The 12,943-nt window shown below is 51.5% G+C and carries 15 protein-coding genes; 6 read left to right on the top strand and 9 right to left on the bottom strand.

Translation table 11 applies throughout. The annotated features are described in order from the left end of the window. Window positions 1-279: 279 nt before the first annotated feature. Window positions 280-789: an SOS-induced cell division inhibitor SulA gene (gene sulA, locus OGW16_RS10940; RefSeq protein ID WP_043015790.1), complete on the bottom strand. Its 510-nt coding sequence runs from the start codon at window positions 787-789 to the stop codon at window positions 280-282. A 216-nt stretch (window positions 790-1,005) separates the two neighbouring features. Between sulA and OGW16_RS10935 the strand changes: the two genes are divergently transcribed. Beyond that, the gene (locus tag OGW16_RS10935) at window positions 1,006-1,620 is read left to right on the top strand and encodes a TfoX/Sxy family DNA transformation protein (RefSeq protein WP_043015791.1); all 615 of its coding nucleotides are present in this window, start codon (window positions 1,006-1,008) and stop codon (window positions 1,618-1,620) included. Here OGW16_RS10935 and yccS read toward each other — a convergent pair. Both yccS and OGW16_RS10925 read right to left on the bottom strand, forming a co-directional pair. After that, window positions 1,598-3,751 carry a YccS family putative transporter gene (gene yccS / locus OGW16_RS10930; protein WP_200000409.1) on the bottom strand — a complete coding sequence of 718 codons (2,154 nt, stop codon included), beginning with the start codon at window positions 3,749-3,751 and terminating at the stop codon, window positions 1,598-1,600. The two genes, OGW16_RS10935 and yccS, sit on opposite strands and share 23 nt — an antisense overlap. Window positions 3,752-3,769: 18 nt before the next feature. Then, complete coding sequence (locus OGW16_RS10925; RefSeq protein WP_016152485.1) at window positions 3,770-4,216, bottom strand: YccF domain-containing protein; 447 nt, start codon at window positions 4,214-4,216, stop codon at window positions 3,770-3,772. A 125-nt stretch (window positions 4,217-4,341) separates the two neighbouring features. On the opposite strand from OGW16_RS10925, the gene helD reads away from it, so the two are divergent. Next, on the top strand, window positions 4,342-6,396 hold the full coding sequence (gene helD, locus OGW16_RS10920; RefSeq protein WP_200007396.1) for a DNA helicase IV: 2,055 nt from the start codon (window positions 4,342-4,344) through the stop codon (window positions 6,394-6,396). A 32-nt stretch (window positions 6,397-6,428) separates the two neighbouring features. Here helD and mgsA read toward each other — a convergent pair whose 3' ends face one another. Next, entirely contained in the window at window positions 6,429-6,887 is a 459-nt protein-coding gene (gene mgsA / locus OGW16_RS10915) for a methylglyoxal synthase (protein WP_016152487.1), read from the bottom strand. A gap of 93 nt (window positions 6,888-6,980) precedes the next feature. Then, complete coding sequence (csgI, locus tag OGW16_RS10910; RefSeq protein WP_043015793.1) at window positions 6,981-7,643, bottom strand: curli synthesis inhibitor; 663 nt, start codon at window positions 7,641-7,643, stop codon at window positions 6,981-6,983. A 171-nt stretch (window positions 7,644-7,814) separates the two neighbouring features. Between csgI and OGW16_RS10905 the strand changes: the two genes are divergently transcribed. Then, the gene (locus OGW16_RS10905) at window positions 7,815-8,228 is read left to right on the top strand and encodes a CoA-binding protein (RefSeq protein WP_006685217.1); all 414 of its coding nucleotides are present in this window, start codon (window positions 7,815-7,817) and stop codon (window positions 8,226-8,228) included. Between the two features lie 67 nt (window positions 8,229-8,295). Here the strand turns inward: OGW16_RS10905 and hspQ are convergent, their stop codons facing one another. Then, window positions 8,296-8,613: a heat shock protein HspQ gene (gene hspQ, locus OGW16_RS10900; RefSeq protein ID WP_043015794.1), complete on the bottom strand. Its 318-nt coding sequence runs from the start codon at window positions 8,611-8,613 to the stop codon at window positions 8,296-8,298. A gap of 57 nt (window positions 8,614-8,670) precedes the next feature. After that, entirely contained in the window at window positions 8,671-9,882 is a 1,212-nt protein-coding gene (gene rlmI / locus OGW16_RS10895) for a 23S rRNA (cytosine(1962)-C(5))-methyltransferase RlmI (RefSeq protein WP_286518421.1), read from the bottom strand. A 214-nt stretch (window positions 9,883-10,096) separates the two neighbouring features. On the opposite strand from rlmI, the gene OGW16_RS10890 reads away from it, so the two are divergent. Genes OGW16_RS10890 through yccX form a run of 3 tightly spaced genes read left to right on the top strand, consistent with a single transcriptional unit; the run spans window position 10,097 to window position 11,778 of the window. After that, a complete protein-coding gene (locus tag OGW16_RS10890) occupies window positions 10,097-10,648 on the top strand; it encodes a YbhB/YbcL family Raf kinase inhibitor-like protein (protein WP_075144915.1) in 552 nt (183 codons plus the stop codon). Between the two features lie 13 nt (window positions 10,649-10,661). Next, window positions 10,662-11,450, top strand: coding sequence for an AraC family transcriptional regulator (locus OGW16_RS10885; RefSeq protein WP_043015797.1), 789 nt, complete (start codon window positions 10,662-10,664; stop codon window positions 11,448-11,450). A gap of 46 nt (window positions 11,451-11,496) precedes the next feature. Continuing rightward, a complete protein-coding gene (gene yccX, locus OGW16_RS10880; protein WP_020996508.1) occupies window positions 11,497-11,778 on the top strand; it encodes an acylphosphatase in 282 nt (93 codons plus the stop codon). Here the strand turns inward: yccX and tusE are convergent. Both tusE and yccA read right to left on the bottom strand, forming a co-directional pair. Beyond that, entirely contained in the window at window positions 11,775-12,104 is a 330-nt protein-coding gene (gene tusE / locus OGW16_RS10875) for a sulfurtransferase TusE (protein ID WP_087052637.1), read from the bottom strand. The two genes, yccX and tusE, sit on opposite strands and share 4 nt — an antisense overlap. 88 nt (window positions 12,105-12,192) lie before the next feature. Further along, window positions 12,193-12,852 carry an FtsH protease modulator YccA gene (gene yccA, locus OGW16_RS10870; protein WP_043015806.1) on the bottom strand — a complete coding sequence of 220 codons (660 nt, stop codon included), beginning with the start codon at window positions 12,850-12,852 and terminating at the stop codon, window positions 12,193-12,195. Between the last annotated feature and the right edge of the window lie 91 nt (window positions 12,853-12,943).

The raw sequence follows: 12,943 nt of genomic DNA, 5'->3' as shown, positions 1-12,943 counted from the left end.
GGACCAGTTCAATAGTTACTCTACCGATATCTGCGGCTTACGCCGAGCACCCCTGGCGATGTAAAGTCTACAACGTAGTTGAAAACTTACAAGTGTGAAGTCCGTCAGGCATATGAAAAAAAAAGGCTTGTATACACAATATTTAACATTTATAGATGAATAAATGTACTGAGGATTTCCTGAAAACCGCTTCAGACAGGCCTTCAGCCGGAAAACACGTTATAGCTCAACGGCAATTTAAAACATGAAAAAAAATTCCAGGATAAATCCTAATTTTACTCAATGATACAAATTCGAGTGAATTTTTAGCCCGGAATGCTGTCTCCCCGCAAGTGTCTGAGCGCGAACAGGACGCATGATAAACCCCATCGCATTACCTTCATCTGCCGCTTTTACCAGCTCGGCATGTTCATCTTCGGTTAATTCTTCCGTCAGCCAGCCGATGACAACGCTGTAGTTACCTGTGCGCAGCGCTCGAACCATCGATTCCAGCGTATTGCAGGGGGAGAGCTGGCTGATTTGCATGACTTTGGTCAATGGAAGCCCAGCCGACTGTACCCACTCACGGCTTAATTTTTGCTGAGGGGTCAGCCACAGCTGCCAGCGTGATTGCTGCCCTAACTGTTGCAGCAGGGGCAGCAGCAGAAGCTGCGTCATCATGGGCTGGTCTTCGCGATAGACCACTTCACTGATAAGCCCAGCGGTAGCATTCTCTGATGAAACGCGCGCAATACTGCTTGATGCGGAAGAGAACGACGAAGAACGATTTGCATAGCCTGAAGTGTACATAATCAATCCAGCCCTGTGAGTTACTGTATGGATATACAGTAACCCTGCCATCAATAAAGATCAACCTTATTTTCGGAAACAGGTTCGCAATTTTTAGTCGTCGTCACGGGAAACATTAAATTCATCTTGCCCCATACGCATAAGTTGCCTATTTTCGTCATTAACGGATCAGTTACTGCAAATTATTTGCTTACGTTATGATTTAAAAGGATTTTTATGAAAGAGCTTTCTTATGCAAGGATCTATAAATCACAAGAATATCTGGCTTCTCTGGGAACAATTCACTATCGCTCACTGTTTGGTGGCTACAGTCTGACGGTTGGCGATACGGTCTTTGCCATGGTCGCCAGCGGTGAGTTATATCTGCGCGCCTGTGAGCAGAGCGCACAGTACTGTGTGAAAAATTCTCCTGTCTGGCTGACATTTATTAAGCGCGGACGTCCGGTTGTGCTCAATTATTACCAGGTGAACGATGCCCTGTGGCAAAACCAGCAGCAGTTGGTATCGCTATCACGATATTCACTGGATGCAGCCGTTAAGGAAAAACAGAGCCGCTTTGCACAACATCGTCTGCGGGAATTACCGAATATGACGTTTCATCTGGAGACCTTGCTAAACGAAGCAGGTATTAAGGACGAGGGGACATTGCGATCGCTGGGAGCCCAGATGTGCTGGTTGAAACTGCGGCAGAATAACCCGGCGTTGACGGTAAAAATTCTCTATGCCCTTGAAGGGGCGGTCGGCGGAGTGCATGAAGCCGCGCTCCCGGCGACGCGTCGCCAGGAGCTGGTTGAGTGGGTGAGTTCTCTTACGCCGGAACCGGGGTATTAGATGGCAGCACGGCAATTTGTTGCTGTAAACGCCGAATTTCAGGGAGCAGGGCAATCAGTAACCCAACTTGCTGTACGACCAGTGGCTCCTTACTGTCCGGACGTGGCTCGAGATGCTGAATTCGCTGCTTCAGACCGTCCAACGCCTGGTATACGCGCTGTTCGTCGGCAGGTTGATGGTGAAGCGCATCATCTACATAACAGACGGCATCATCCAGCAACGCCAGAACGTCCGGATTAGTTAACTGCTCACGGTGTGCGCCCAAAGCGGAAATGTAGCTGGTAAACGTATGGTTAAGACACAGCAAGCGAAACGCCGTTTCGCGCGTCTGGGCCGTGACATCCGGTTCACTCGACATATTCGACACCACCGAAGCAAGTTCCGCATCACGATTGTGCGCGTCACGACGGGCGATACGGTATGCCAGACGATTGTCACGCCCCTGATGGTATTGCTCGAGAATAGCATCAAGATAACGACAGTTAGCGTCGGTAGCCCGTTCAATCACCCGCGGCAGATTACGAAAACGCCAGTCTGGCCAGATAAAACTAACAGCAGCCCACGCGATGGCACAGCCGATCAGCGTATCTATCACGCGCGGTAGCGCAACCTCGAAACCTTCACCGAGCAGGTTAAAACACAGCAGTACCAGCAGCGTGATAAACATGGTGGCATGCGCGTACTGAACGTTACGAAAGGCAAAAAACAACACGCCGGTGATCACCAGGAGTATCAGTTGCCCTTCGAGAGAAGGTACAAACCACAGGATCGGTAAACCAATGGCGATCCCGACTAATGTGCCGATAATCCTGAGTGCCAGGCGATGCCGGGTGGCGTTGTAGTTTGGCTGGCAGACAAACAGGCTGGTTAACAGGATCCAGTACCCGTGGTTCATGCCGGTTATCTGGATAATGGCATAGCCGACGCAAAGTACCAGCGACATGCGGACAGCATGGCGAAACAGGGCCGACTCAGGCGTGAAATTACGGCTCAGCCGTAACCAGATATCGCTGAATCCATGCGGACTGTCATCGGCAAGCTGGTTTTCAGACTCATTACGAGAAAGGACCTGGGCCTGTTCGGACTCAATGGTTGCCAACTGGGCATCGATGGCCCGTAGGTTTGACAGCAAAAATCCCAACGTGTTGAGCAGGTCGGCAGGCTCGCCACTCGCGCGCATGCGCTCAAGCGCAGCATCAATATGGGTGAAGACGCGCTCAAAGTGTGGATCGTGCTGATAAGGCGTACGTAATAAAATACAACGAGACAGTTGTGAACACGCCTGTCCCTGCATCGACATCAGGCGCTGGAAGCGAAACATCACGTCGCTGTGGCGGAAATGGTCGCGCAGCGTTTGATACTGAATATGCGAGGAACTTGCGCGTTCGTGAATATCCTGCGCCACAAAATAGTAATGTAGCGTGCGACGTGTTCCCCGCTGTCCGCGATCGCCACGCAGGCGAGTCAGCAACGATACCTTCGTCTGGTTTAACGTCGCCATCAGTTGCCCATTCGCAAGGGCCAAATCATACAACGGCGCCTGGCTTTCATCTTCTATATCGGGATCAAACAGACGCGATTTCAGTTCCAGGTAGTGCGCTAACTGTTCGTAGCTACGCGCCAGATTGTCCTGCAAGGGGCGGATGGGAAACAGAAGATGGCCGGTCAGGGTTAACAGGTTGTACCAAATGGCGCCAGCCAGCAGCAGGATCGGCTGCTGATACCACTGATCGTAAAGCGAGGTGCCCAGCATCGTGTAAATGGCGATCAGCAACGCGCCAAAGGCGATGGTTGCATAGCGCTGGCCTAAACCCCCGAGCAGTATAAAGCCGCTGGTGGAAAGCGTTAATCCAATAGCAAACAGCCATGGCCATGGGAAGAGCAATTCGACCGAGGCCGAGGCAATGAAAAAGCACACCAGCGTGATGATTAAATTGCGCAGGCGGCCTGCAAGACGATCGTCCAGGTCGGTAAGCGCGGCAGCGACCATGCCCAGCGTGAGCGGAATGGTCAGCTTAACGTCGCCCAGCCACCAGGGCAGCGCCGTTGTGCCGCAAAGTGCGATAAAAATTCGCACGTAGTACAGCCAGGTGCTGTTCCAGGTATAGCGTTTGAGCAGAGGACTTAACATAAAGGCCATCGGTCCTGATTATTCGAAGCGACGACGCGCATTAGCTTCACGCGCTGCGCGAGCTACTTCTACGGATACCACCCGGCGACCAACTGGCCACAGTGCAATCGCCGCGATTTTGAAATTCGCAATGCCTACCGGGATACCAATAATCGTAATGCACTGGGCAATACCGGAGACTATGTGCATCAGGCACAACCACCAGCCGAAAAAAATCAGCCAGAAAATATTGAGCACCGTGCCGCCGGTATTCAATAGGACGTTTTTGCCCGCTGGATTAAGCTCATCGACATGAATCGCTTCGTTGCCATAAGGAAACAGCGAGAGCCGGGTTATTTCCCAGCAGGAGCGGGTCAGGGGGAGAGTAAAAATAAGCACGATACTGACCAGCGTAGCCAGTAGCCAGGCTAAGGTGGTGGCGAATCCACCGAGCACAAAATTTAAAATATTCAGAACAGTACGCATAAACCCTCGGTTAACTCTGGTTTTCTGTGAATTCGGCAATTGTAACGTTTTTTTGGGCTGGAGCACGTTTTCTCTGGCGGTTACACTGATAAGCAAATCTCTTCGTGTGGATCCGCTTGAGTCTTATGGAACTGAAAGCAACTTCTCTTGGAAAACGTCTGGCACAACACCCTTACGATCGGGCCGTTATTCTTAATGCCGGGATTAAGGTTTCCGGCGATCGTCACGAGTATCTTATTCCCTTCAATCAGTTACTGGCTATCCATTGTAAACGCGGTCTGGTATGGGGCGAGCTGGAGTTTGTACTCCCGGACGATAAAGTGGTACGTCTTCACGGTACGGAATGGGCGGAAACCCAGCGCTTTCATCACCATTTGAATTCGCTCTGGCAGCAGTGGAGCCAGGAAATGAGCGACGTCGCTGCGGGAGTTTTACACCAACAACTCGAGGCGATTGCGGCGCGTACCAGTGAAAATAAATGGCTGACGCGCGAGCAGACGTCAGGACTACAGCAGCAGATCCGTCGTACTTTTGCCGCACTGCCGCTCCCGCTCAATCGGTTGGAAGAATTTGAAAATTGCCGTGAAGCGTTACGCCAATGCCAGGCATGGTTGAAGGACATTGAAGCTTGTCGCTTACAGCACAACCAGGCGTACACCGATGCCATGCTGGAAGAGCATGGCGAATTTTTTCAGCAAATTGAATCCTCGCCGTTGAATCCGGCCCAGGCGCGGGCGGTGGTGAATGGTGAACAATCATTATTGGTTCTTGCGGGTGCCGGAAGCGGAAAAACATCCGTCCTGGTCGCCCGTGCGGGCTGGTTACTTGCGCGAGGGGAAGCGGCAGCTGAACAAATCCTGCTGTTAGCGTTCGGACGTAAAGCGGCCCAGGAGATGGACGATCGCATCCGTGAACGTCTGCATACGGAAGAGATAACCGCACGGACGTTTCATTCACTGGCGCTACACATCATTTCGCAGGGGAGCAAAAAAGTCCCGACGGTCAGCAAGCTGGAAAATGATGCCTCTGCTCGCAGCAAACTTTTTATAACGACATGGCGTCAACAGTGTAGTGAGAAAAAGGCGCAGGCCAAGGGCTGGCGGCAATGGTTAGAAGAAGAGATGCAGTGGTCTGTACCTGAAGGTAACTTCTGGGATGACGAAAAATTGCAACGCCGGCTGGCTTCCCGGCTGGATCGCTGGGTCAGCCTGATGCGTATGCATGGCGGAGCGCAGGCGGAGATGATCGCCAATGCTCCGGAGGAGATCCGCGATCTGTTCAGTAAACGCATAAAACTGATGTCACCACTGCTCAAGGCCTGGAAGGGCGCACTGAAAGATGAGAATGCCGTCGATTTTTCCGGATTGATCCATCAGGCAATTGTCATTCTGGAAAAAGGCCGATTTATCAGTCCGTGGAAGCACATTCTGGTTGATGAATTTCAGGATATTTCTCCTCAGCGTGCCGCTTTGTTAGCCGCACTGCGCAAACAAAACTCACAGACTACGCTGTTTGCCGTAGGTGATGACTGGCAGGCAATATATCGATTCAGTGGGGCTCAGCTTTCGTTGACCACCGCATTCCAGCAAAACTTCGGCGAGGGTGATCGTTGTAATCTGGATACCACTTACCGTTTTAATAGCCGTATTGGCGAAGTTGCAAACCAGTTTATCCAGCAAAACCCCCATCAGCTTACGAAACCGCTCAACAGTCTGGTGACTGGCGATAAAAAAGCCGTCACGTTGCTCGATGAAAGCCAACTGGATCTGCTGCTGGATAAGCTGTCGGGATTTGTAAAGGCAGACGAGAGAATTCTGGTGCTGGCGCGATACCATCATCTCAAACCGGCCAGTCTGGAGAAAGCAGCCACTCGTTGGCCCAAGCTACAGCTGGAATTTATGACTATCCATGCCAGTAAAGGACAGCAGGCGGATTATGTTATTGTTGTGGGGCTTCATGAAGGGAATGACGGTTTTCCAGCCCCGGCCCGCGAGTCGATTATGGAAGAGGCATTGCTCCCGGCGGTGGAAGATTTCCCGGATGCCGAAGAGAGACGCTTGCTGTATGTGGCGCTAACGCGCGCGCGTCATCGGGTATGGCTACTGTTTAACAAAGACGCGCCATCATGCTTTGTTGATGAGCTTAAGCAATTAGACGTTCCGGTGATCCGGAAACCCTGAAAAGCAGGCGGTAATTACCGCCTGCTTAGCGTTTATTTGAGGCGTTCTGCCAGATAACGGGCGTAATCCGGGATCAGGATGTCCGTTGCATCGTTGAAGTTTGGCGACTGGATAATAAAATCAGCAGTCGACACGTTGGTGGCAACGGGAATGTTCCATACCGTCGCCAGACGCAGCAGGGCTTTGACATCAGGATCGTGGGGTACGGCGTTAAGCGGGTCCCAGAAGAAGATCAGCACATCAATTTTCCCTTCTGAAATCAGCGCACCTACCTGCTGGTCACCGCCCATCGGGCCGCTCAGCATGGCGTTGACGTCCATTCCTGTCGCGCGTTGGATCAAGTTTCCTGTTGTTCCTGTGGCGTACAGAACGTGCTTTTCCAGCAACGGCTGGTGGCGTTCTACCCAGCTCATCAGCATCTTTTTACAGTGATCGTGTGCAACCAACGCAATGTGTTTACGCGCTGGCAATGTGCGAGTCGTTAATTCCATAGTACAGCTCCCAAGTTAACCTGGTTACAGAGTACTGGAAGCTCTTGACGCTGCAAGAGAAAGACCAAAAAAATGCGTATGCGAACATAAATGTCATGAAGGCGGCTGTTTCTGAGCCCATTGCAAAAAGTTACTTCGCGTTTGTGCGTCGGCCTGCTGGAACCAATATTTTAAGCGCTGCTCGGTCAGCGTTTGCGACTGGGGCGGCACGCGATCCAGTTCAGATACCCCGGAAAGTAGCGAACTGTCATCGGCCATCATCGTAGCAAACTGCGGTAATGAAGCATGTTTAGCCGCTTTGTTATAGCGTTCAGTCTCCATTTCATAATCCACGATTTTTGCCGTAGAGGTGATAGACAAAATATCCAGCTTGACGGGGATAGGCATGGCGTCCCCATCCAGCAGTTCCACGCGTGGAGCGTCATCGAAATGCGTTGCGTCCCGCTCATTGTTCAGCCGCGGAAGGTGGAAATTAACCTGGCTGACGAGTTGGGTATCAAAGCTGATGACCAGCGGAGGCGAAATGTACAGACGTTCTTCGTGACTGGATAAACGAATGGTTTTTTCTACACGAAATACAAGCTGGTGCCGACCATTTTCCAGCTCAATACTTTCGGCACCACGCAGTAATGAGCTGGAGACTTTTTTTCCGTCCAGCACCAGAAGGTCAATATCATTAGACAGGCGTAAAGAGGTAGCAAAAACGGTTACCGGCAAACACAGGGCAATTAAGGCTGTCACAATGCCGGCTTTCATAGGTTTCTCCTGTCCAGAAAATATCTGCAAACATGTATCTAAATTTTTCGATAATCATGTTTACTAACATATAGACATATTTTTGAGTTTAGCTCTCATGCGCCAGTATGGGATGAATGGTTGCAGGGGCAGGTTTGTCGTACACTTTGCTAAACAGCCTGGAGGAAAATGATGAAAGAGACCGATATTGCTGGCATTTTGACATCTACCCGTACGATTGCACTGGTTGGCGCAAGCGATAAACCCGATCGCCCAAGCTATCGCGTGATGAAATATTTACTCGATCAGGGCTATCACGTTATTCCCGTTTCACCGAAGGTTGCCGGGAAAACGCTGCTGGGGCAGCAGGGCTATGCAACGCTGGCGGATGTGCCAGAGAAAGTGGATATGGTCGATGTCTTCCGTAATTCTGAAGCGGCCTGGGGCGTTGCTCAGGAGGCTATCGCCATTGGTGCTAAGACGCTGTGGATGCAGCTTGGCGTCATTAACGAGCAGGCGGCCGTGCTGGCGCGTGATGCGGGGCTGGCGGTAGTGATGGACCGCTGCCCGGCGATCGAGATCCCGCGACTGGGGCTGGCGAAGTAGGATTGGGCTGTAGCCGTATGAAATGCACAGGCCCGATAAGCAAAGCGCCATCGGGCCTGTGTTAGGATCAATTACGCAGGCGCGGAGCCTGAAGCTGTTTACGGATTGTTCGCGCCAGTTCATCCATCGACGGTTGCTCCGGATGTTCTTCCTGCAGTTCGCTACTCAACTGTGCTTCGGCCAGATACGTATGCACTGGCAGACCATTATCGTCTTCCATCACCACGTGATACCAGGGAGCGGCGCGAAGTTCGTCGTTAACCGCCAACTCATCGGCTGACGGCTCATCAAGCGAATATTCCGGGTCGATATCCACGACCACTCCGAGGTAACCTAACAGGGAATGGCGGACCTGCTGGCCGATACCGAATTTGCTGGCAATCATAGTCACCTCCCGGGAAATAGATACCCTCTATGTAAGGGTAATATTCCACTTTTCAAGTTACATGATGCGACAGGCAAACCCTTTCAGATACAGCCCTTCCGGGTAGGTAGCGATCACCGGATGATCGGCGGCCTGACGGAACTGCTCTATAAATTGTACATCACGACCAGCATCTATTGCGGCATCAGCGATGATTTTCTGAAATAAATCGGTGGTCATCAGTCCAGAGCAGGAAAATGTCAGCAGTACGCCGCCAGGGTTGAGCAACTGAATTGCCAGCATATTGATGTCTTTATAACCGCGGCAAGCGCCCATCAACTGGCTTTTGTTTTCGACAAATTTCGGCGGATCCATCACGATGACATCAAATTTCTCACCGCGATCGCGATAGGCGCGCAGCAGTTTGAACACATCATCACGCACAAATTCGGCTTTACTCAGATCCAGCTTATTCAGTTCAACGTTCTGGCGGGCAATATCGAGCGCTTCCTGAGAGGTGTCCACGCTGACCACCTGACGGCATCCGCCCATTAATGCTGAGACCGCAAAACCGCCGGTATAAGAGAAACAGTTCAGCACACGCTGGTTCTCCACATAACGGCGCGTGGCCAGGCGGCTGTCGCGTTGATCGAGGTAATAGCCGGTTTTGTGACCATGCTGAATATCAACCAGCAGCTTCATTCCGTGCTCTTCGATAGGCAGCAGGGCAGGAGGCAGTTCGCCCGTTACTGGCCCTTGGGTCAGCTCCATACCTTCTTTTTTACGCACGGCCACATCGCTACGGTCATAAATGGCACAGTCAGGGAAAACAATTTGCAGGGCGCTAATTAGTGCGGCGCGTTGATATTCAGCACCGGCGCTGAGCAACTGCAACACCAGGAAGTTGCCGAAGCGGTCAATAGTGACACCCGGCAGACCATCGGATTCTCCGGCGATCAGACGATAGCTGTCCAGACCGTCTTTTTTCGCCAGCCAGTCACGCCATGTCTGAGCCTGCTGCAGACGACGGGTAAAGAAATCAATATCGATGGATTCAGACTTGTCGAAGGTCCAGACGCGTGCACGGATCTGTGACGCCGGTGAGAATGCACCGCGTGCTAGCCATTTACCCTGGTGGTCAACAATATCAACGGTTTCACCAAGGTTGGCTTTACCTTCCATACGGGCGATAGCACCGGAAAATACCCACGGATGGCGGCGAAGTAATGATTTTTCGCGCCCCTTGGCTAACACTAAACGAGGATAATGTGGAATTGTACATTCAGTCATGCGGAGCAACCTCTCACAAACAGTGACGCGGGCTGGAGTAAAGTACCAACCTGAAACCATTAAAATAAAATGGCGCGTAGAGTAGCACAGATGGTGAGGTCAATCATCAGCGTATGGCGTTGAGCGTTTCGGCACAAAACGCTATCACAGAGGCACAGTTTCTTTTATGCCCACCGTTTACATTGCTATTTCTTAATCAGAAAAAGGAAATGCAATGAAAGCTGTCTACTCATTGGCTACCGCTGCCATTGTCGCGTTGAGTTTTAATGCCTCTGCCGCCTCGACGTTTCGCCTCAACAGCACCGACATACCCGCTAACCTGCAGTTAACGCAAAAACAGGTGTTTAAGGGATTTGGCTGCAGTGGCGACAATATCTCCCCGCAACTGAGCTGGCAAAATCCCCCAACTGATGCCAAAAGTTTTGCCATTACGCTGTTTGATCCTGATGCGCCAACGGGAAGCGGCTGGTGGCACTGGACCGTCGTAAATATTCCTGCTCAGATCCACACTCTTCCTGGCGGGGCCAGCATGGATAAGTTACCCGCAGGAGCAGTTCAGGGACGCAATGATTTCGGTTATGCTGGATTCGGTGGTGCCTGTCCACCGCCGGGCGATAAACCTCATCGCTATCAGTTTACCGTGTGGGCGTTAAATACAGACGCGTTGCCGATTGACAGTAACGCCAGCGGTGCCCTGGTCGGTTTTATGCTGAACAGCCACGTGATTGCCAAAGCTGAATTAACCGCCACTTACGCAAGAAAATAAAGAGGATAATCTGGTGCAGGATGTACATTTTCGCCATAACAACCTTACCACCGCTGAGGTGCGTTCCGGCCACCTGCACCGCTTGCATCGGGTTAAACTGTTTTCTGCTGCTATTTGCCATATTACGCAGGGAAGTAAGGTCATTATTCAGGATGAAAATCGTCTGGTTGCAGGACCGGGTGAGCTGATTATCATCCCGGCGAATACGCCTCTGGAGATTATTAATCAGCCGGAACAGGGAGCATTTCGCTCGGATTTGCTGTTGCTATCGACGAGCATCATTACCGCGTTTAAAAATAACTGGGTCGAGGATTTCCCTCCGGCAAAATTGACGTCGCTATGTACGCCAATGAGCAACGGACTGGCATTTATGTGGGAAAGCCTGCTGGATGCAGTACGCCAGGACTTACCTGCAAAATTGCAGGAGCATCAGGCGATGGGATTATTGCTGGCGCTACTGCATGATGGTGTGGCAGGGCCTCTGCTTATCGAGCGACGGTTTAATCTTACTGAACAGGTGCGACAACTTATTATGTTATCCCCTGCTAAGCTATGGACAGCCCAGGAGATTGCCGGTCACCTGTCTATCGGTACCTCGACGTTACGCAGACGATTACAGATGGAATCGCAGAGTTACCGGCAGATAGTCGAGGAGGTGCGCATGTCCTGTGCGCTCTCTCAACTACAGTCGACCACGCTGCCGATTGGCGAAATTGCGTTACGCTGTGGCTATCTGTCAGGTTCACGATTTACTGCAAGATTTCGCCAGCATTACGGATGTCTGCCGAAACAGGTGCGATGAGGCCTCGGTACCTGTTCCTTCATTTACGTTGATAAGGAGAACCGCAATGTCGAAAGTTTGCATCATCGCCTGGGTCTATGGCCGGGTTCAGGGGGTAGGATTTCGCTACACCACCCAGCATGAAGCGCAACGGCTGGGGTTGACCGGTTACGCGAAGAATATGGATGACGGCAGCGTAGAGGTTGTCGCCTGCGGTGAAAGCGACCGGGTGGAACAACTGATGAAGTGGTTGAAAGCTGGGGGACCGAGCAGCGCCAGGGTTGATCGGGTTCTCAGTGAACCGCACCGCCCTGGCGACGAGCTAAAGGGATTTAGTATCCGCTATTAAATACATTTCACCGGTTTCGGCAGGCCGGCAATTTTAGTCGCCTGCTTAGCCGGACCTTTCGGAAACAGGCGGTAGAGATAACGACTGTTGCCTTTCTCTTCGCCAAACTTGTTGGCCATCGCCTTTACCAGCATGCGGATAGCAGGGGAGGTATTAAACTCGAGATAAAACTCGCGTACGAAACGCACCACTTCCCAGTGCTCGGGGGAGAGGACGATACCTTCGTTTTCGGCGATTTTCTCCGCCAGCGGCTCGTTCCACAGCGTGGTATCTTTCAGATAGCCTTCGCTATCGGTACTGATTTCTTTCCCTTCAAAGATCAACATAATTCGTCACTGCGTTAGTCAAACTGGTGGCAGTTTACCAAAAAAGAAAGCCCCGCATAAGCGGGGCTGGATAATGCGAGTGGACATCTTAATCGCGGCTCGCAAAGCCCAGAATGCTCAGCAGGCTGACGAAGATGTTGTACAGCGAAACGTACAGGCTGACGGTGGCACGGATGTAGTTGGTTTCACCGCCACGGATGATATTGCTGGTTTCAAACAGGATTGCGCCTGAAGAAATCAGAATAAATACCGCGCTGATCGCCAAATGTAACGCCGGCAGTTGCAGGAAAATATTTGCAACCATACCAATCAGCACCACCACGATACCTGCCATCAGCATACCGCCGAGGAAGGACATATCCTTACGTGTGGTCAGTACATAGGCCGAGCAACTGAAGAAGACCAGCGCCGTACCACCCAAAGCCATGGCGATAACATCACCCATGCCCGCAGACAGGTATGTGTTCAGTATCGGTCCCAGAATGTAGCCCAGGAAGCCGGTGAAAGCGAAAGCTGACAGAATACCAACCGGTTTATCAGCCGTTTTATAAGTCAGGAACATAAGACCATACATACCCACCAGCGTCAGGATAAGTCCCGGAGAAGGCAACATCAGTACGGTACTGGCAGTCGCAGTGATCGCCGAAAACGCCAGCGTCAGGCTGAGCAGGAAATAGGTATTGCGCAGCACCTTATGCGTGCTGAGTAGCGATGTACGATCGCGCGAAGAACTAATAATACGATCCATGAGTCACTCTCTTATGACAGATGTAATTAATGATGGAGGATAATGAAATCAAGGGGAATGACACAGCGGTTTTACCCATCTTTACGCATTT

The sequence above is a fragment of the Citrobacter sp. Ce104 genome, from assembly GCF_030334595.1.
Lineage (GTDB): Bacteria > Pseudomonadota > Gammaproteobacteria > Enterobacterales > Enterobacteriaceae > Citrobacter > Citrobacter europaeus.
Note: the sequence above shows the minus strand (reverse complement) of the source record. Positions and strands in the feature narration are given on the sequence as shown.

What these genes read in the sequence shown, in the direction of transcription:
- sulA (WP_043015790.1), bottom strand. Translation starts at nt 789, where the DNA reads ATGTACACTTCAGGCTATGCAAATCGTTCTTCGTCGTTCTCTTCCGCA.
- OGW16_RS10935 (WP_043015791.1), top strand. Translation starts at nt 1,006, where the DNA reads ATGAAAGAGCTTTCTTATGCAAGGATCTATAAATCACAAGAATATCTG.
- yccS (WP_200000409.1), bottom strand. Translation starts at nt 3,751, where the DNA reads ATGTTAAGTCCTCTGCTCAAACGCTATACCTGGAACAGCACCTGGCTG.
- OGW16_RS10925 (WP_016152485.1), bottom strand. Translation starts at nt 4,216, where the DNA reads ATGCGTACTGTTCTGAATATTTTAAATTTTGTGCTCGGTGGATTCGCC.
- helD (WP_200007396.1), top strand. Translation starts at nt 4,342, where the DNA reads ATGGAACTGAAAGCAACTTCTCTTGGAAAACGTCTGGCACAACACCCT.
- mgsA (WP_016152487.1), bottom strand. Translation starts at nt 6,887, where the DNA reads ATGGAATTAACGACTCGCACATTGCCAGCGCGTAAACACATTGCGTTG.
- csgI (WP_043015793.1), bottom strand. Translation starts at nt 7,643, where the DNA reads ATGAAAGCCGGCATTGTGACAGCCTTAATTGCCCTGTGTTTGCCGGTA.
- OGW16_RS10905 (WP_006685217.1), top strand. Translation starts at nt 7,815, where the DNA reads ATGAAAGAGACCGATATTGCTGGCATTTTGACATCTACCCGTACGATT.
- hspQ (WP_043015794.1), bottom strand. Translation starts at nt 8,613, where the DNA reads ATGATTGCCAGCAAATTCGGTATCGGCCAGCAGGTCCGCCATTCCCTG.
- rlmI (WP_286518421.1), bottom strand. Translation starts at nt 9,882, where the DNA reads ATGACTGAATGTACAATTCCACATTATCCTCGTTTAGTGTTAGCCAAG.
- OGW16_RS10890 (WP_075144915.1), top strand. Translation starts at nt 10,097, where the DNA reads ATGAAAGCTGTCTACTCATTGGCTACCGCTGCCATTGTCGCGTTGAGT.
- yccX (WP_020996508.1), top strand. Translation starts at nt 11,497, where the DNA reads ATGTCGAAAGTTTGCATCATCGCCTGGGTCTATGGCCGGGTTCAGGGG.
- tusE (WP_087052637.1), bottom strand. Translation starts at nt 12,104, where the DNA reads ATGTTGATCTTTGAAGGGAAAGAAATCAGTACCGATAGCGAAGGCTAT.
- yccA (WP_043015806.1), bottom strand. Translation starts at nt 12,852, where the DNA reads ATGGATCGTATTATTAGTTCTTCGCGCGATCGTACATCGCTACTCAGC.